Genomic DNA, 16,318 nt, shown 5'->3' on the forward strand with positions numbered 1-16,318 from the left:
CTAGTTCAGCAGCAATGATATTTTTTGTCCTTTAGTAAAATTTGTTCCGGCAAGCAAACTTTGGTTTACAACTTTGCCCCTACCCGTAACCGTTATCTTCAACCCTTTATTCTCCAGCAGGTACACCGCATCTTTCAATCCCATTCCAATAACATTGGGGGTTACAGCCGAAGAGGTTTGAAAATCCGCAGGTGTACTCATGCTGGCAGAATTATTTACAAGCTGCATTCTTCTCCATGCTCCCGATACAGCCGAATCCCTGTAAATGATATTCAGGTAGCTGAAGATCGAGCCCAGATCGGATCTCATTCCTGAAGAAACATGCATAGAAGTATCAGCCGCTGCAGTGTATGCGTACTTTGTATTGTTGATAAAATGACCGTAAATATGATCACTCACTTCTTTAAATACACGTCCCGATACATCGGCACCATACACCAGCTTTGACTCGCGGCTGTTTTGTATCACTACAGCGATTGAATATTTTGGCGCTTCCGAAGGGAAATACCCGATGAAAGATGCCTGGTATATTTTGTTGCCTTTATTATATCCCTTGTTATCCAGCGCCGTTACCGCTGTTCCTGTTTTTCCCGAAATAGAGTACAATGAATCGAATACCACTTTATGTGCTGTACCATGTGCACTATCTACCACCGCTTTCAAACATTCCCTTGCCTGCGCCAATGTTTCGTCGCTGGCAATTTTTTCTACCAGCACCTGTGGCTCTATTTTTTTAATATCCACTCCGTAATCCCTGATAGCGCTTACCAGGTAAGGTTTCATCATTTTGCCGTTGTTGGCAACTGCATTGTACAACATCAGCATGTGCAGCGGCGTCACCATTTCTTCATAGCCGTGCGCCATGTAAGGAATAGTGGTTTTAGACCAGCTCCTGTTCTTCGGTGTTTTAATAGTTGGTTTTGCAGAGCTTGCCACGATATCCACCCCGGTCATCTGGTTGAGCCTGAACTTAGCCAGGTGATCGGTAAATTTTGTAGGTTCGCTTCCGTAATACTGATCTGCCAGCTTAGCGAAAGCCACGTTACTGCTGCGTTCAAAAGCTTCTTTCACTGTCATTTCATAAGCGCCCAGATGCGAATCTTTGATCCGTAACCCGGAAAAAGATTTCACACCACCTTCCGTATTCACGATGCTTTTGATGGTGACATATTTATCTTCCAGCAAACTCAATAAGGTAGCGAGCTTGAAGATCGAGCCTGGTTCTGTTGCTTTACCGATGCCGTAATTGAGGTCTTCTATGTAGGTGCCGTCCGGTTGTTTCCCCAGATTAGCGATCGCTTTTATTTTACCGGTTGCTGTTTCCATCACGATCACCGTACCATGCAGTGAATTATTATTCACCATCATTTTCATCAGGGCATTCTGCGCCACATCCTGTATATAAGTATCCAATGTGGTTACGATATCTTTTCCGTTTACCGGATCGAGTTCCGCCCCTTCAACCGGCATGTAGGTACCTGCCGCATACCGCATCAAACGCTGGCCGGTGGTGCCTCTCAGCAAGCTATCATACGTAAGTTCCAATCCCACATTTTGTTTTGGGTTCAGGCGGGAAAGCCCGATCGTTCTGTTGGCGAGCAATACATAGGGGTTGATACGTTTATCGCGTGGGTCGATGATGAAACCGCTTTTGTTGCGCCCCTGGCGCACCAGTGGAAAATCACGCATCGCTTTATACTGATCGAAAGATATTTTTTTCTTCAGGGGGTAATAACGTTCCTTGTTCTTATACGCCAGCTTCAATTCTTTTTCGTAAGTGGCGGCCGGTTTATCTTCAAACAACGCTGCAAGGCTGATGCTCAGTGAATCCACATTATCCTTGAAACGTTTGCCTTGTTTTTCCCTCAACCCATCTGCCCCAAAATCTATATACACATCAAAAATGGGAACAGAAGTACTCAGCATATTTCCATCTTCGCTGTAGATGCTTCCACGTTCGGCATCGATTGGAAGGTATTTCAAATGAAGGCTATCGCCCATTCCACGCCAGAAGCTTCCCTGCACCTGTTGTATATATATCGCACGTCCCAATACAAAGACACTCAGCACCGCCATGCCGATAAAGCACAGGTACACTCTCCACAATATGTCTTTTTTGATCTCCATTATAACCCTTTGCGGGCAAACGTTTTCTTATTTCTTTACAATCGAATCCACTAAAATAATTGGCGGAACTTTCGGCTGCTTAAGGCCCAGCGGCTCCACCGCTTTTACCAGTTCGCTGGCTTTACTCCTGAAAATCACTTCGCTCTTTATCGACTTATATTCGTATTCCAGTTCTTTGATATTCTTTTCGCTGGTGGCGATCTTGCGGATCAGCTTGTCAGCATGGTGGCCGTTGTAGATATATAGAACCGCGAGGGCAGAAAGGAAAAGAAAGAAGGGAATATTTTTCACCACCCACTTGTAGGTGAAGAATTTTTTCCAGTCAGTTTTCGTTTGCTGTTGGGTATCCGTATGTATATTTTCTTCGGTCATTATTTTTTTTCTGCTATCCGCAATTTGGCACTCCTTGACCGCGGATTTGATTTTAATTCCTGCTCGCCGGCCACGATCGGTTTCTTTGAAATGATGCGCAGCGGGCTTTCTGTTTTCGTTCCAAACACATCATCCACTTCCGGTTCTTCAAATGTGCCCTGCTTAAAAAATGTTTTCACTTCCCTGTCTTCCAGCGAATGAAAAGTGATCACTGCAATCCTTCCCCCTGGCTTCAGTACATCTGTACTTTGCGTAAGCATCTCCCTCAAAGCGCCGATCTCATCATTTACTTCGATCCTCAATGCCTGGAACACCTGTGCGAAATACTTGTTGGGGTTGCCTTTCACTACCTGCTGCAAGGATTGTTTGAAGCGGTTGATAGTGGTAAAAGGCGCTATTGCCCGTTGGGTGATGATCGTCTTCGCCAATGTTTTTGAATTCGTCACTTCCCCGTATTTCTCAAATATCTTGTGCAGCTGCTGTTCTGTATATGTCTGCAGAACATCGGCCGCTGTTGTTTTTTGTTTGGTATCCATCCTCATATCGAGCGCAGCGTCGAATCGGGTGGAAAATCCCCTGCCGGCTTCGTCAAACTGGTGGCTCGATACGCCGAGGTCTGCCAGTATCCCATCCACTTTGCTGTGTTTGTACAACCGGAGAAAGCGCTGGAGATGACGAAAATTTTGCGGAACGAAGATCATCCGCTCTTCACCTGCCGGGATATTTTTCTTCGCATCTTCATCCTGGTCGAATACGATCAGTTTTCCATTCTCATCCAGCTTTTCGAGTATCGCCCGGCTATGTCCGCCGCCGCCAAATGTGCAATCGACATAAACACCGGATGGTTTGATATCCAGGGCATCGATGGCTTCGTGCAGCAACACCGGGATATGGTAATCGCCCGGCTGATCCGCTGATCCTGTATTGCCGGCTGATTTTTTTGATTGCTCCATATCTTTAACTGTTCGGCTTGTCAGCGTTTGGGTTCATCACTTCGTTTGCCAGGGCGCTGAATGACTCAGATGTAAAAGAATCAAAGAACTGTTGGTATTTATTTTTGTCCCAGATCTCAATCTTGTTCACCGCCGATACCAGCACAATGTCTTTTTCAAGTGAGGCATGTTCGATCAGGTTTTTTGGCAACAAGATCCTTCCCGCACTATCCAGATCGATTTGTGTGGCGCCATTTAAAAAATAGCGGCGAAACTCTCTAACTTTGGGATCAAAATCATTTTGTTTGCTGATGGTTTCAAAGATGGGATTCCAGCTCTGCAAGGGATAGAGGGTAAGACATTTTTCAAAACCCCTGTTTATCACGAATTGGGCATTATCATCCTGCGGCAACTGCTTTTTTAAGCCTGCCGGCAAAAGGAAGCGTCCTTTTGCATCTACAGTTGATTCATATTCGCCCAAAAAGCTGATCATGAAGGGGAAATAAATGGTTATTTAAGTATTATTCACACAAAATAACACTTTTTCCCACTTTCCGACACTTTTTTAAGGAAAAGATTTTTTCCACAGGGCGAAGCGTAGGATAGCTATAGGTTTGAGGGTGTTTTGGGGATATCCGGTGTGGATTAGCTGTGGATAGATGTGAAATGCGTGTGGATAAGGTGAATGGATAACAGTAAAATGGATAATGGATAACAAATTTTCGGAACTAAGTCCTTTCAATTCCTCGAAAGTCCTTCAATTGAAAACATTATCAATTATCCATTATCGAATTATCCACTGTATCAGCTTTTTACCAGGGGAACTGTAATAATAAACGAGCTGCCTTTACCCAGCACACTCTCCGCTTTGATCGTGCCTTTGTGTGCCTGCACCATCGTTTTTACATAACTAAGTCCAAGGCCAAAGCCTTTTACATTGTGGACGTTTCCGGTATGAGCCCGGTAGAATTTTTCGAAGATACGGTTGAGGGTTTCTTTATTCATTCCGATGCCATTGTCATCGATCTTTATTTTGAACTGGTTTCCGCTAACAGAGGTTGACAATACGATCTTTGGATTTTCGCTGGAGTATTTCAGCGCATTATCCAGCAGGTTGTTGACGAAATTGGTGAAGTGCACTTCATCCGCCATGATGGTATCCCTTTCCGCATCCAGATGGCTGATCAACTGCCCGCCTTTTTCTTCCACAGGCAATGCGATATTGTTCATCGCGATCTTTATCAACTCGTGCGCCGATTGTTTTTTCAGGTTGAGCTGCACTTCCTGTTTATCCAGCAAAGCCGCCTGCAGTATGGTTTCCACCTGCTTGTTCATGCGTTTGTTCTCCTCCTTTATCACACCGGTAAAGTAGTGGGATTTTTCTTTATCCGCAATCACTTTTTCATTCTTCAATGCATCAACCGCCAGCGAAATAGTTGCCAGCGGGGTTTTGAATTCATGCGTCATATTGTTGATGAAATCGGACTTTATCTCGCTGAGTTTTTTCTGGCGCAACAATGTACGGATGGTAACAAAAAAAGCGGTAGTGATGATGATGGTGAAAAGAATGGCCCCCCAGATAAACCAACGGATCTCTTTCAATACGATGGAGCTTTGGTGCGGCACGATGATCACCAGCCATTCTTCCTTGGTAAGGTTTTCGAGATTACTCCCGCTGGCGCCCTGCAACAGGATCGGGTAGTTGAGATTGTTAGCCGAATCGAGGTAGTATTTGGAAAAGTTTTCCGTTTCAATCTGGTCGGGATTGAGCGTATTCTGCGTAACCGCAAATTCGAAACGGATGCCTTTGAGTGAATGGCGATCGAAAGCGCCGCGGATGATATCGGCTATCTGGTCTTTGGAATAACGCTGTACCACAGAGGATTTTGCGAAGTCCATCGCACCCTTATCGGTTGGAAAAAGAAGGTCGTTCCTTCTTGGCCTCAGGAGAAAATTATCTTCCTCCATCAACTTTACGGAAGCGTCGTAACCGGCCATCACCACATTATCCTTGAAACGGTCGGTCTGGATCTCTTTAGCACTTTTCAACCATAAAAATTGAAAAAATATCAGGCCTACAAGGCTCAGCGATATTAATATCGTTATGATTGGAAAGATTCTTTTCATGTAAAAATGCTATCAGTAGAATAAGTTTCGTGTCTGCAAATGTAAACTCAATTAAGAATTAAAAATTAAGAATTAAGAATTCCTTTAGAATTGAATGCCTGCTTCAAAATTAACCCCATTCCCCCGAAGACATTAATACATTAACATTCTTAATTTTTAATTCTTAATTCTTAATTTCATTCTATGATTCCTCCAGAAACAGGCACATTGCTCATTGCAGAACCTTTTTTGAAAGATCCCAACTTCATGCGCACAGTAGTGCTGATGTGCCGGCATACGCCTGAAGAAGGCAGTTTCGGTTTTGTGCTGAACAAGTATTACGAGAAAACTCTAGATGAACTGATCCCCGATCTTGATGGCTTCGATCTGCCGGTATATCTGGGCGGGCCGGTGCAGATGGACACTTTGCATTACCTGCACCAATACCCCTTTCTGCTCCCGGATGCCCAAAAGGTAGCGGAGGATGTTTATTGGGGCGGCGATTTTGAAACGCTGAAAGACCTGATGCACAATGGCCAGGTTGATCCGTTGAGAATAAAATTCTTCCTGGGTTACAGCGGCTGGGGCGTGGATCAGCTGGATGGCGAGCTGAAAGAAAAATCATGGCTGACCGTAGCAGCCACTCCGAAAATAGTTTTTAATACCGCTGCTGAAGAAATCTGGAAAGCAAGCCTGTACGAGCTTGGCGGCAATTATAAGATGATGGTGCATTTCCCCACCGATCCGCAATTCAATTAATTACCCCCGGCTAGATCCAAAGGCCATTAAAAAAAAGTTGTACCATTGTGTATAATCTTTTACCTTTCTAAAAACCCGAGAATTGTTATATTGGTTACTTAAATTGCCGGCAAGATGCTGCCTGTGGATTTACTGCAGGTGCCTGCGTATAAATAAAAAGGAGTTTCTCCGGCACGATGGACCGCTGATCATTGCCAGCAACCATCCCAACTCATTCCTGGACGCCATCATTCTTTCCACCATTTTCAAAAAACCTGTCCATTCCCTGGCAAGGGGGGATGCTTTTAAAAATAAGTTTATCGCATGGCTGCTGCGGAGCATTCACATGCTTCCGGTATACCGCACCAGCGAAGGGGTAGAAAACCTGGAGCATAATTACACCACGTTTGATGCCTGCAAGGAAATTTTCAGGAAGAACGGCGTGGTGCTTATTTTCAGCGAAGGCAGGTGTATCAACGAATGGCACCTTCGCCCATTGAAGAAAGGTACGGCCAGGCTGGTCATCAGCAGCTGGGAAGACGGGATCGACCTCAAGGTGTTGCCCTGCGGGCTGAACTATCAATCGTTTACTTCCTTCGGAAAAAACCTGGAGCTTCTTTTTGGAAATATCATTTCAAAAAAAGACATCGTACTGTCGGAAGGTTATGGCAGATCAATCAATTCCTTCAATCATAAATTATGGAACGAACTGGAGCCACTGGTGCCGGAAATAGAAAAGTCAAATGAACAGGAGATCAAAAAAAAGTTTGCCATCCCTGTTTCATCTATCAAAAAAATATTACTGGCAATTCCCGCGGCTGCAGGTTATATCCTTCACTTTCCTCTTTTTTACCCGGTGCAAAAATTCGCTTATAAAAAAGGCGGGCATATCGATCACTACGATTCGCTGATGGTGGGGATATTGTTTTTGTTGTATCCTTTTTATCTTCTCCTCATAGCGATCGGTGTCAGTTTATTTACCTGTGGATATTGGTGGCTGCTTACGTTTGCGGTGTTGCCATTTTGTGCACGGAGTTTTGTGCAGGTGAAAAAACAGTTCTAATACAAACCCCGGAGGTTTTGAAAACCTCCGGGGTTTGCCCAATAAAAAAGTCCGCACAAAATGTACGGACCAAATTCTTAATTCTTAATTATTAATTCTCTACTGCTCCTTCTACCAGCACTGTCGCCTTATTATTGAGCACTTCCACAAACCCGCTCTGGATGGTATAAGATACTGTGTTCGACTTATCTTTCAGTATCTTCAATTTACCGTCTTTCAATGCGCTTACCAGCGGTGCATGTTTGTCAAGCACTTCAAATAAACCGCTGATCCCCGGCAGTTGTACCCCGTAAACTTCGCCACTGAAGATCTTACGTTCTGGAGTTAATATTTCTAAAGTCATAAATTAAAATCGATGTTCTGATTAATTAGTTGCCGCTGACATCAGCTTCTTACCTTTTTCGATCGCATCTTCCAATGTACCTACCAGGTTGAACGCCGCTTCAGGATATTCATCCACTTCACCGTCCATGATCGCGTTGAAACCGCGGATGGTATCTTCGATCGGAACCAACACACCTTTCAGACCGGTGAACTGCTCTGCCACAAAGAATGGCTGAGAAAGGAAACGTTGTACTTTACGTGCACGTGATACTACCAGTTTATCTTCGTCGCTCAATTCATCCAGACCAAGGATCGCGATGATATCCTGCAATTCTTTATAACGCTGAAGGATCAGTTTTACTTTATCTGCTGTGTTGTAATGTTCTTCACCCACGATAGCCGGAGTAAGGATACGGGATGTACTATCCAGTGGATCCACCGCAGGATAGATACCAAGATCCGCGATCTTACGGCTCAATACAGTAGTAGCATCAAGGTGAGCGAAAGTTGTTGCCGGGGCCGGATCGGTAAGATCATCCGCAGGTACGTAAACCGCCTGTACGGAAGTGATGGAACCATTTTTTGTAGAAGTGATACGTTCCTGCATCAATCCCATTTCGGTTGCCAGTGTTGGCTGGTAACCCACCGCAGATGGCATACGCCCGAGCAACGCCGATACTTCAGAACCGGCCTGTGTGAAGCGGAAGATGTTATCCACGAAGAAAAGGATATCTTTTCCCTGTCCTTCGCCATCACCATCACGGAAATATTCTGCAATCGTAAGACCGCTCAACGCCACACGTGCACGGGCACCCGGTGGTTCGTTCATTTGTCCGAATACGAATGTTGCTTTACTTTCTTTCAACCCTTCCATGTCTACCGCGTTCAGATCCCAGCCGCCTTCTTCCATGCTATGCTTGAATTTGTCGCCGTAGTTCATGATACCAGCTTCGATCATCTCACGCATCAGATCGTTCCCTTCACGGGTCCTTTCACCTACACCGGCAAATACGGACACCCCGCTGTATGCTTTCGCGATGTTGTTGATCAATTCCTGGATCAATACCGTTTTACCCACACCGGCACCACCAAACAGACCGATCTTACCACCTTTTGCATATGGCTCGATCAGATCGATCACTTTGATACCTGTATATAATATTTCAGAAGCTGTACTTAAGTTTTCGAATAACGGTGGCTTAGCATGTATCGCACGGCCGCCTTCTTTGCTAACCTGTGGCAAACCATCGATCGCATCACCGGTTACATTGAACAAACGCCCTTTGATACCTTCACCTACAGGCATGGTAATCGGCCTTCCGGTATCGGTTACTTTAGTTCCGCGAACCAAGCCTTCAGTACCATCCATCGCGATCGTCCTTACGCTGTCTTCCCCCAAATGCTGCTGAACTTCCAACACCAGCTTATCGCCGTTTTCGCGAGTCAGTTCCAATGCGTTCAGAATTTCCGGGAGCTTTGAATCGTTATCAAACTGCACGTCTACTACCGCGCCAATGATGGATTTTACTTTACCTGTATTAGCCATATTATTTATTTAAAAGTATCTGGGTATTTAATTTCGGCGCAAAGGTAAGGGTTGAAGAGGGAAATTGAAAATTTTGGAATAAATATTTAGGGGGTCAAAAGCCTGCTTTATCTGTTTCAGTACGTAAACCACGGAAATCCCCCATCCGATCGTATAAAACCTGGGTTTACACTCAAACCAGGCAGCCGGGGCGTTGTTCACAAAAAAGTTCACAAACCCCGAAAGTTCACACGCAAAACGCGGAATTTTGCCCCAAAGTTCACAAACTTAATCAGTTACATTTCAATCACTTCTGTTTTTTTTATACGGTGTTCACAAAAAAAGTTCACATCGAAAAGTTCACATCAGTTTTTCAGATTTTTTTCAGGAAGATATTTTGCGGAATTTCGGGGCTTCTGCCTGCAAACAGGGCCATAATTTTAAAACTCATTCATGAAACAAAGCATCGGGCAGATTGCCCTGGTAGTGGCCGACTATGATGAAGCCATTGAATTTTATACGGAAAAATTGCAATTCGAGCTGCTGGAAGATACCGTTATGAGTGAAACAAAAAGGTGGGTAGTGGTTTCACCTAAAGGAAACAGCGGCTGTAACCTGTTGCTGGCAAAAGCGGCTTCGGAAGAACAGGCTTCGAGGGTAGGCAACCAGACGGGTGGCAGGGTTTTCCTGTTCATGTACACGGATGATATCACCCGCGACCACCAGAACCTGCTTCAGCACAACATCCGGATCGTTCGCGGGCTGCATGAAGAAGCCTGGGGGAAAGTACTGGTGTTTGCAGATCTGTATGGTAATCTTTGGGACCTGATTGAATTAAATCAATAATTCCCCGAAAAGATTTATCCGGCATTGTGATGGAAGGCAGTGGGGCGAAATTATTATAGCATTATTTTTGATGAATTATCGGTTCAATTATTTCACTTTTCAAAAATGATCTGCAATGAAGAAAAAGTTACTCCTGCTCCTTTTGTTTTTCTCTATTATTTCGGCCAGTTTCGCCAACAACTTCACCACTCCGGGCACCGGTGTAAAATGGTCGCTGGATGACCTTGTTGTCAACTCCGGAGGAGACGTGACCGGAAGCGGCAATCTTTTCCTGGTGAATGACACCATCACCATTTCGGTAAATGATACGCTCAGCATCACCACTGATGCAACGCTGCAGTTTTTTACTGCCACCTATTTAGCTGTAAACGGTGTTTTGATCATAGATCCGCCGACAGGCGTTTTGTTTACTGCACAAAATACTGCTACCCGCTACCTGGGTATGCGCATGGATTTCAGTAATGGCAGTATCCTTCGGAAACTTACATTTGAATACGCCAACTCGCTGCGGATATTCGATTGCAGCCCGGTGATCGATCAATGCATCTTCCGGCTTAATTCGCCCCTTACCTCCTTTGGCAATGGCGCTATTTCGCTTACACGGTCCAAAGCACTCATCACTAATTCTCAATTCGTGAATAACCAGCGGGCAGCCATCACCGGCGGAGCTAATATCAACAATGCCCCCAGGATAGACAATTGCCTTTTCCAGGCAAATAATTCCCTTAACGGAAATGTACCGCAGATAAACATGGGCCCTACCGGCGCTGATACGATGTTCATCCTCAACAGCCAGATACTCGATGGCCCTATCATGGGCGGAGGCATAGGATTTCTGCCGATAGGAACTGTAAACGCGGTGGTGACGGGCAATATCATCAAAAACAACCGCTACGGGATAGTATTTAATGGCGGGTCTAACATCAATTCACTCATCAGCTACAACGTCATCGAAGGTAACAATATACAAAACGACCCTAACCTCGGTGGCAGCGGCATAAACTTCACAGGCGGCAGCACCGCGGGTGCACAAAACTCGATCGTAACAGGGAATGTGATCAAAGACAACCTGTGGGGTATCACAATACAGGGGCGCACCCGGCCAAACCTCGGCAATCTCCTGAATGCCGATACCAGCGATAACGGCAAAAACCGCTTCATTAACAACAACAATGCTACCACACCGCACACTGACTTATATAATAATACGATCGACCCCATCTCGGCTCAAGGAAATTTCTGGAATACCACCACACAGGCAGAGATAGAAGATAAGATATTTCACCAGCCGGATAATGCCGCACTGGGGCTGGTAGATTATGCTGATTTTACCTTACCAATCGGGTTAGTAAACCTCACGGCAAATAAAGTAGCTGAAAATGTTGTGCTGCAATGGCAAACTGCCACAGAAGGAAACAGTGACCGCTTCGAGGTTGAAAAAAGCAGGGATGGAAATATTTTCCAGAAGACAGGAACGGTTGCAGCTGCCGGGAACAGTTCTTCCTATCGAAATTATTCCTTTACCGATCTATTTGCGGCCACCGGAACCGGTACACTGTTCTACCGCCTGAAGATGATCGACAAGGATAACAGCTTCACCTATTCGCCGGTTGTTTCTGTCAAGGTAACTACCGGTAATGTTTTATCAAAAGTATATCCTGCTGTTATAAATTCTGCCAGCCAGCTGGTCATCGAAATCAACAGCAGCATAAACCAACCGGCCATCATTCAATTCTTCAGCGCCGACGGGAAACTTATTGCCACCACCAGGAAGGCACTGGCAAAGGGTTTCAACAGGCTGACTGATATCAGCAAAGCCGAATTGCCTAAAGGGGTCATTCTGATGAGGATCAGTACTATCGACGAAACGCGGTCTTTCAGCATCATTCAGCAATAAACAGGAAGGGCTGCATATACTGCAGCCCTTTTTTTAATATCCCACGGTAAATCTTCGACGAATATTTAACGGTTGTTCTATCTCATCCACGATCGCTACTGCCAGGTCCTCTACCGAAATCCTGCTACGGTTTTCCGCATCAAATACCGGGTTTTCAAGATCAGTACGGAACGTTCCGGTTCTTTCACCCGGCGTCAGTTCAATGGCAGGGCTGAGAAAAGTCCAATCTAGTTCGGTTTCATTTTTCAACTCATTCAGGTAATCTTTTGCCGCTGAAGCACCTGCTTTGTACGCTTCCGGAAACTCCGGCGTATCGATCAGCTGCACGCCGGGTGCAATGTACAGGCTACCGGCGCCACCCACTACCAGGTATCGTTTGATTCCGGCAGCTTTGGTACCCGACTGCACAGAGCGGGAACCTTTTAAGAAATCATCGTAGATATCCGGGTTGGACCAGCCGGAATTGAAAGCGCTCACAACAGCATCCAATCCTTTTACGGCTTCTGTCACTTCCGCTTCGTTGTAAATATCTGCTTTTACTGCGGTAACGCTTTCGTGGTTGGCCACTTTGGTGATGTCGCGTGCAATGGCGGTTACATGGTGCCCACGCTGAAGCAGCTCGTTCAATACTGCGGTGCCTACAAACCCTGTGGCGCCGATCAATGCTATGTTCATATTTATATATTTAAAGGATGATCAAAATCTGTAATAAAATAAGTTACAGTTTTGCTTAAAAAAAATTAACCGAACTTTTTGATGAACCGGGCAAGCGATTGCCTGCTTAATTGTTTTACCAATGCTGCTTCCGCCTCATCGTATACCATATCTATTTGTTTGTTGATCTGCTTTCCTATCGGGCAGGCCGGGTTGGGCTGGTTCGAGCGGCCCAGCAGCGACGATTGCCTCACTGCTTCATAGATATCAGACAGCAGTATCTTTGAAGCCGGCTTAGCCAGCGTACTGCCACCACCCTTGCCTTCCCTGCTTTCCACCAGGCCATGCCCGCGGAGATTACTCAGCTCTTTGCGTATGATGGCCGCATTGAGGTTGACACTGCCGGCGATATATTCAGATGATAAGTATTCATCCTTTGCCACACTGAGCAAAGTGAGAATGTGAATGGAAGTGGCGAAACGAACATTGTTCATACTGTAATAATTTTTATTACAGTACAAAACTAAAGGAGATCATCGGGTAAAAAAAATAAAAAATCGCTGATTACAAAAAAGATGAAAGGGTTCCGCAGATTGTTTTGCTGTCGCAAAACACAGTTTATAAAGCAGCATCGACTTTTCATAAACTGCACGTATGTTTTTACGAAGTAAAAATAATCTGAGAAATCCTTTTATCGCTTTTAAAATCAGCGTTTCCCCTTTTCAGCTTACTTTTGTAGCATGAAATTATTTACAGCATTCTTTTTCATCATCATAACCCTTGGTTCCTGTTCGCCTGCGGCAAAATTCCGTAAGGATAAGAGCGCTTTCGATGCTTCCAAAACCATCCAGAGCTTCAAAGCGGTAGCGGATATGAACGATTCGTATTTTGAACTGAAGGAAAATAATTTCTTTGAATTTTACCGCCAGCTTTTCGACAGCGTGAAAAATACCAGTTTCCCGGGCAGGTATACCATGAAAGGCGACACGATGATGCTGAAGTTTTATGACCAGAAAGGTGGAGTATTATTGCTGGGCAGTAAAGCTATCGTGCACGGGAATAAAAAAGAGATCGTATTCTTTAAGTGACGACGGAGGAGAGGCCACAGACCACGGACGACAGAATGTACCCCTGATCTAAAGTCATTACGGTGGTCCGTTGTCGGTCGTCAGTGGTCGGTTGCCTGTCGTCTGTTAGCCCACCACACGCCAAAAAGTATGATGCACATACAAGCGACCTGTTTCCACCCGATTTCTTCCTTATAAACAATTCCCCACATGATGGCTACGATAGGAATGGCATAAGTGACCATCGAAGCAAAAACGGAGCCTGCCCTTTTGAGCAGCATATAAAAAAGTATGGTTGCAATGGCAGTTCCGCCAAGACCAAGTATGGCGGAATAAAAAGTTGACCATTGTATGCCACTGTTTGCCAGGTCCAGCTTAAAATAACCGGTAAAATACAGGACTATCAGCGCGGGGATGGAATTCAATGTAAGCGCCACTGCAGCGATGTGCAGCGATGGAATGTTATTAAGATGGCGATGCACCATATTTACATTGATACCATATAATAAGGTAGCCAATACCACCAGCAGTACATAAAAAACATTACTGTTTTGCGAAAACCCCGGCTGGCTGAAAAACAATAACACGCTCCCGCTGAAAGCGATGACGATACCGATCACTTTATGCGTGGAAGTGCGGCTTTGAAAAAACATGGCCCCGATGATGATCACGAATATCGGGGTAAGCGCATTGAGCACCCCTGCCAGCGAACTGTCGATACCCTGCTCTGCAATACAGAAAAGATAAGCGGGAAGCAAGCTACCGAGCACACCCGACATGAAAACGTACACCAGTTTATTGCGGGGGATCTTTGTAAAATTGCGGACAGCGATCGGCAGCAATATCAATCCCGAAGAGATGATACGGATGGACGCCACCTGGTAAGCGGTAAGGGAAAGCAACCCTTCTTTCATCAGCACAAAACTGCTTCCCCAGATGAAGGATAAGAGTATAAAAAGAACCCAGTTTACAACTTTACTATTTCCCATTTAATGATTTATGCTGTACATTTGAAAGGCAAAATTGGGTTTATTTAAGCTCTGGTAAAAATTTTCTTTTGAAGTTGACCGGGCTTCCTGTTTTATCACCCCTAAAACTTACTATCATGGGATTTGTAAAAGAATTTAAGGCGTTTGCGCTAAAAGGCAATGTTGTTGATCTTGCAGTAGCCGTTGTGATCGGTGCCGCGTTCGGCGCCATTGTTTCATCGCTGGTGGATGACGTCATCACGCCGCTATTGCTCACCCCTGCATTGAAAGCGGCTAATGCAGAAAATATTGAGAAACTGGCCTGGGGAACGGTCAAGTATGGTAAGTTCCTGGCTGCCGTTATCAAGTTCATCGTGGTAGCATTGGTATTATTTGGCGTGATCAAAGCCATCAACGCTGCCAAAGACAAAGAAGCGGAAGCTCCGGCTGCACCACCCGAACCATCTTCTACCGACAAATTGCTGATGGAGATCCGCGATAGTCTGAAAAAATAAATCTGAAAGGTTCAAAATGTTCAAGAGGTTCAAAAGTTTAAAATGTTCGTAAACGTTTTGAACTTTTGAACCTCTTGAACATTTTGAACGTCTTGAACGTATTACTAAAACTAAATTTATGAAGCTTATCTTAACAGTCGGGGCTGCCATGGTACTATCCGCATCAGCCGCCGCACAGGACGGAACAGTAAAGGACCTGAAATCTTCTTCGGAAAAGACGATCAAAAAAGATGACAAGGACACTGCCGTGAAAACATGGAAAACCGGCGGATCTTTCGCCCTCAATATCAACCAGGGAACATTGAGCAACTGGGCAGCAGGCGGCGATAAATTCTCTTTTTCGCTGAATGCCTATAGCAGCCTCTTTGCATTTTACAAAAAAGACAAACACTCCTGGGATAATACCCTCGACCTTGCCTACGGCGTTGTGAACACTACCAGCCTTGGCAACCGAAAAGCCAGCGACCGCATCGATCTTTTATCCAAATACGGATATGCACTTTCGCCAAAGCTGAATGTAGCGGGGCTGGTGAACCTCAGGAGCCAGTTTGCCAAAGGATATTCCTACACCAAAAATGCCGCAGGGCTGGATTCCGCTTCACTTACTTCCAAAACATTCGCCCCGGCTTACCTGTTGTTATCTGCCGGGCTTGATTATAAACCATTTACAGACCTGTCCATATTCGTTTCCCCGGCTACGGCAAGGTGGGTTTTTGTTGGGGATGACAACATCAAACCTTTGTACGATGTACCATTGAATAAAAGCTCCCGCCAGGAATTTGGCGCATTTGCCTCGGTCAATTACCTGAAAACTTTTGCCAAAAACCTTACATTCAAATCAAAACTTGATCTTTTTTCCAATTATAAAAGCAATCCGCAGAATATCGACATTTTCTGGTCGAATGTGCTGACGGCCAAAATAACCAGGTATATCAATTTTTCGCTCAACGTAGATATGATCTACGATGATGATGTGCAGAATGTGAACCCGGCAAAAGGCCCGGCACCGCAGATATTGCAGCTGATGGGGATCGGGTTTGCGTATAGCTTCAGGAAATAGTTGTCAGATGCCAGTTGTCAGTTGTCAGCAATTCACGGCCCGAAACATTTTTGTAAAAGCTGAATATCAATACATTGCAATTTATTTAATGTCATTTCACCTGATAAGTTACCGCTTACATCTG

At 45.0% G+C, this 16,318-nt stretch carries 17 protein-coding genes; 7 read left to right on the forward strand and 10 right to left on the reverse strand.

The features are described 5' to 3' along the window. The 5 genes from EGI32_RS15910 to EGI32_RS15930 all read right to left on the reverse strand — a co-directional run bounded on the left by EGI32_RS15910 (position 1) and on the right by EGI32_RS15930 (position 5,558). Positions 1–2,127, reverse strand: a complete 2,127-nt coding sequence (locus EGI32_RS15910) for a penicillin-binding protein (protein WP_255156345.1) — start codon at positions 2,125–2,127, stop codon at positions 1–3. Between the two features lie 27 nt (positions 2,128–2,154). After that, positions 2,155–2,499, reverse strand: a complete 345-nt coding sequence (locus EGI32_RS15915) for an FtsL-like putative cell division protein (protein WP_255156346.1) — start codon at positions 2,497–2,499, stop codon at positions 2,155–2,157. Beyond that, positions 2,499–3,452: a 16S rRNA (cytosine(1402)-N(4))-methyltransferase RsmH gene (gene rsmH, locus EGI32_RS15920; RefSeq protein WP_255156347.1), complete on the reverse strand. Its 954-nt coding sequence runs from the start codon at positions 3,450–3,452 to the stop codon at positions 2,499–2,501. The genes EGI32_RS15915 and rsmH overlap by 1 nt, the downstream gene beginning before the upstream one ends. A 4-nt stretch (positions 3,453–3,456) precedes the next feature. Beyond that, complete coding sequence (gene mraZ / locus EGI32_RS15925; RefSeq protein ID WP_255156348.1) at positions 3,457–3,924, reverse strand: division/cell wall cluster transcriptional repressor MraZ; 468 nt, start codon at positions 3,922–3,924, stop codon at positions 3,457–3,459. Between the two features lie 311 nt (positions 3,925–4,235). Beyond that, on the reverse strand, positions 4,236–5,558 hold the full coding sequence (locus tag EGI32_RS15930; RefSeq protein WP_255156349.1) for a sensor histidine kinase KdpD: 1,323 nt from the start codon (positions 5,556–5,558) through the stop codon (positions 4,236–4,238). Between the two features lie 183 nt (positions 5,559–5,741). Between EGI32_RS15930 and EGI32_RS15935 the strand changes: the two genes are divergently transcribed. Together EGI32_RS15935 and EGI32_RS15940 are read left to right on the forward strand one after the other, a co-directional pair. After that, positions 5,742–6,296, forward strand: a complete 555-nt coding sequence (locus EGI32_RS15935; RefSeq protein WP_255156350.1) for a YqgE/AlgH family protein — start codon at positions 5,742–5,744, stop codon at positions 6,294–6,296. 82 nt (positions 6,297–6,378) lie between these two features. Then, entirely contained in the window at positions 6,379–7,338 is a 960-nt protein-coding gene (locus EGI32_RS15940; RefSeq protein ID WP_255156351.1) for a 1-acyl-sn-glycerol-3-phosphate acyltransferase, read from the forward strand. Between the two features lie 91 nt (positions 7,339–7,429). Here the strand turns inward: EGI32_RS15940 and atpC are convergent, their stop codons facing one another. Then, the gene (atpC, locus tag EGI32_RS15945; protein ID WP_255156352.1) at positions 7,430–7,681 is read right to left on the reverse strand and encodes an ATP synthase F1 subunit epsilon; all 252 of its coding nucleotides are present in this window, start codon (positions 7,679–7,681) and stop codon (positions 7,430–7,432) included. A 21-nt stretch (positions 7,682–7,702) separates the two neighbouring features. Continuing rightward, a complete protein-coding gene (gene atpD / locus EGI32_RS15950; RefSeq protein ID WP_255156353.1) occupies positions 7,703–9,208 on the reverse strand; it encodes a F0F1 ATP synthase subunit beta in 1,506 nt (501 codons plus the stop codon). Positions 9,209–9,640: 432 nt separating this feature from the next. On the opposite strand from atpD, the gene EGI32_RS15955 reads away from it, so the two are divergent. Together EGI32_RS15955 and EGI32_RS15960 are read left to right on the forward strand one after the other, a co-directional pair. Continuing rightward, a complete protein-coding gene (locus EGI32_RS15955; protein WP_255156354.1) occupies positions 9,641–10,033 on the forward strand; it encodes a VOC family protein in 393 nt (130 codons plus the stop codon). 115 nt (positions 10,034–10,148) lie between these two features. Beyond that, entirely contained in the window at positions 10,149–11,930 is a 1,782-nt protein-coding gene (locus EGI32_RS15960) for a right-handed parallel beta-helix repeat-containing protein (RefSeq protein ID WP_255156355.1), read from the forward strand. Positions 11,931–11,963: 33 nt separating this feature from the next. On the opposite strand, the gene EGI32_RS15965 is transcribed toward EGI32_RS15960, so the two are convergent. Both EGI32_RS15965 and EGI32_RS15970 read right to left on the reverse strand, forming a co-directional pair. Then, positions 11,964–12,605 carry an NAD(P)-dependent oxidoreductase gene (locus tag EGI32_RS15965; RefSeq protein WP_255156357.1) on the reverse strand — a complete coding sequence of 214 codons (642 nt, stop codon included), beginning with the start codon at positions 12,603–12,605 and terminating at the stop codon, positions 11,964–11,966. Between the two features lie 65 nt (positions 12,606–12,670). Next, a complete protein-coding gene (locus tag EGI32_RS15970) occupies positions 12,671–13,078 on the reverse strand; it encodes an Rrf2 family transcriptional regulator (RefSeq protein WP_255156358.1) in 408 nt (135 codons plus the stop codon). A gap of 246 nt (positions 13,079–13,324) precedes the next feature. Between EGI32_RS15970 and EGI32_RS15975 the strand changes: the two genes are divergently transcribed. Continuing rightward, positions 13,325–13,672, forward strand: coding sequence for a hypothetical protein (locus EGI32_RS15975; RefSeq protein WP_255156359.1), 348 nt, complete (start codon positions 13,325–13,327; stop codon positions 13,670–13,672). 80 nt (positions 13,673–13,752) lie between these two features. Here the strand turns inward: EGI32_RS15975 and EGI32_RS15980 are convergent, their stop codons facing one another. Further along, the gene (locus EGI32_RS15980) at positions 13,753–14,640 is read right to left on the reverse strand and encodes a DMT family transporter (protein ID WP_255156360.1); all 888 of its coding nucleotides are present in this window, start codon (positions 14,638–14,640) and stop codon (positions 13,753–13,755) included. 116 nt (positions 14,641–14,756) lie between these two features. On the opposite strand from EGI32_RS15980, the gene mscL reads away from it, so the two are divergent. Both mscL and EGI32_RS15990 read left to right on the forward strand, forming a co-directional pair. After that, on the forward strand, positions 14,757–15,134 hold the full coding sequence (gene mscL, locus EGI32_RS15985; RefSeq protein ID WP_255156361.1) for a large conductance mechanosensitive channel protein MscL: 378 nt from the start codon (positions 14,757–14,759) through the stop codon (positions 15,132–15,134). A 118-nt stretch (positions 15,135–15,252) separates the two neighbouring features. Beyond that, the gene (locus EGI32_RS15990) at positions 15,253–16,194 is read left to right on the forward strand and encodes a DUF3078 domain-containing protein (RefSeq protein WP_255156362.1); all 942 of its coding nucleotides are present in this window, start codon (positions 15,253–15,255) and stop codon (positions 16,192–16,194) included. The last annotated feature ends 124 nt before the right edge of the window (positions 16,195–16,318 follow it).

Source organism: Ferruginibacter sp. HRS2-29, assembly GCF_024343615.1.
Classification (GTDB): Bacteria; Bacteroidota; Bacteroidia; order Chitinophagales; family Chitinophagaceae; genus Ferruginibacter.

Excerpts from the sequence above, each read along its gene's own strand:
- EGI32_RS15915 (WP_255156346.1), bottom strand. The coding sequence starts at position 2,499 with ATGACCGAAGAAAATATACATACGGATACCCAACAGCAAACGAAAACT.
- mraZ (WP_255156348.1), bottom strand. The coding sequence starts at position 3,924 with ATGATCAGCTTTTTGGGCGAATATGAATCAACTGTAGATGCAAAAGGA.
- mscL (WP_255156361.1), top strand. The coding sequence starts at position 14,757 with ATGGGATTTGTAAAAGAATTTAAGGCGTTTGCGCTAAAAGGCAATGTT.
- rsmH (WP_255156347.1), bottom strand. The coding sequence starts at position 3,452 with ATGGAGCAATCAAAAAAATCAGCCGGCAATACAGGATCAGCGGATCAG.
- atpC (WP_255156352.1), bottom strand. The coding sequence starts at position 7,681 with ATGACTTTAGAAATATTAACTCCAGAACGTAAGATCTTCAGTGGCGAA.
- EGI32_RS15975 (WP_255156359.1), top strand. The coding sequence starts at position 13,325 with ATGAAATTATTTACAGCATTCTTTTTCATCATCATAACCCTTGGTTCC.
- atpD (WP_255156353.1), bottom strand. The coding sequence starts at position 9,208 with ATGGCTAATACAGGTAAAGTAAAATCCATCATTGGCGCGGTAGTAGAC.
- EGI32_RS15965 (WP_255156357.1), bottom strand. The coding sequence starts at position 12,605 with ATGAACATAGCATTGATCGGCGCCACAGGGTTTGTAGGCACCGCAGTA.
- EGI32_RS15935 (WP_255156350.1), top strand. The coding sequence starts at position 5,742 with ATGATTCCTCCAGAAACAGGCACATTGCTCATTGCAGAACCTTTTTTG.
- EGI32_RS15930 (WP_255156349.1), bottom strand. The coding sequence starts at position 5,558 with ATGAAAAGAATCTTTCCAATCATAACGATATTAATATCGCTGAGCCTT.
- EGI32_RS15980 (WP_255156360.1), bottom strand. The coding sequence starts at position 14,640 with ATGGGAAATAGTAAAGTTGTAAACTGGGTTCTTTTTATACTCTTATCC.
- EGI32_RS15910 (WP_255156345.1), bottom strand. The coding sequence starts at position 2,127 with ATGGAGATCAAAAAAGACATATTGTGGAGAGTGTACCTGTGCTTTATC.
- EGI32_RS15960 (WP_255156355.1), top strand. The coding sequence starts at position 10,149 with ATGAAGAAAAAGTTACTCCTGCTCCTTTTGTTTTTCTCTATTATTTCG.
- EGI32_RS15955 (WP_255156354.1), top strand. The coding sequence starts at position 9,641 with ATGAAACAAAGCATCGGGCAGATTGCCCTGGTAGTGGCCGACTATGAT.
- EGI32_RS15990 (WP_255156362.1), top strand. The coding sequence starts at position 15,253 with ATGAAGCTTATCTTAACAGTCGGGGCTGCCATGGTACTATCCGCATCA.
- EGI32_RS15970 (WP_255156358.1), bottom strand. The coding sequence starts at position 13,078 with ATGAACAATGTTCGTTTCGCCACTTCCATTCACATTCTCACTTTGCTC.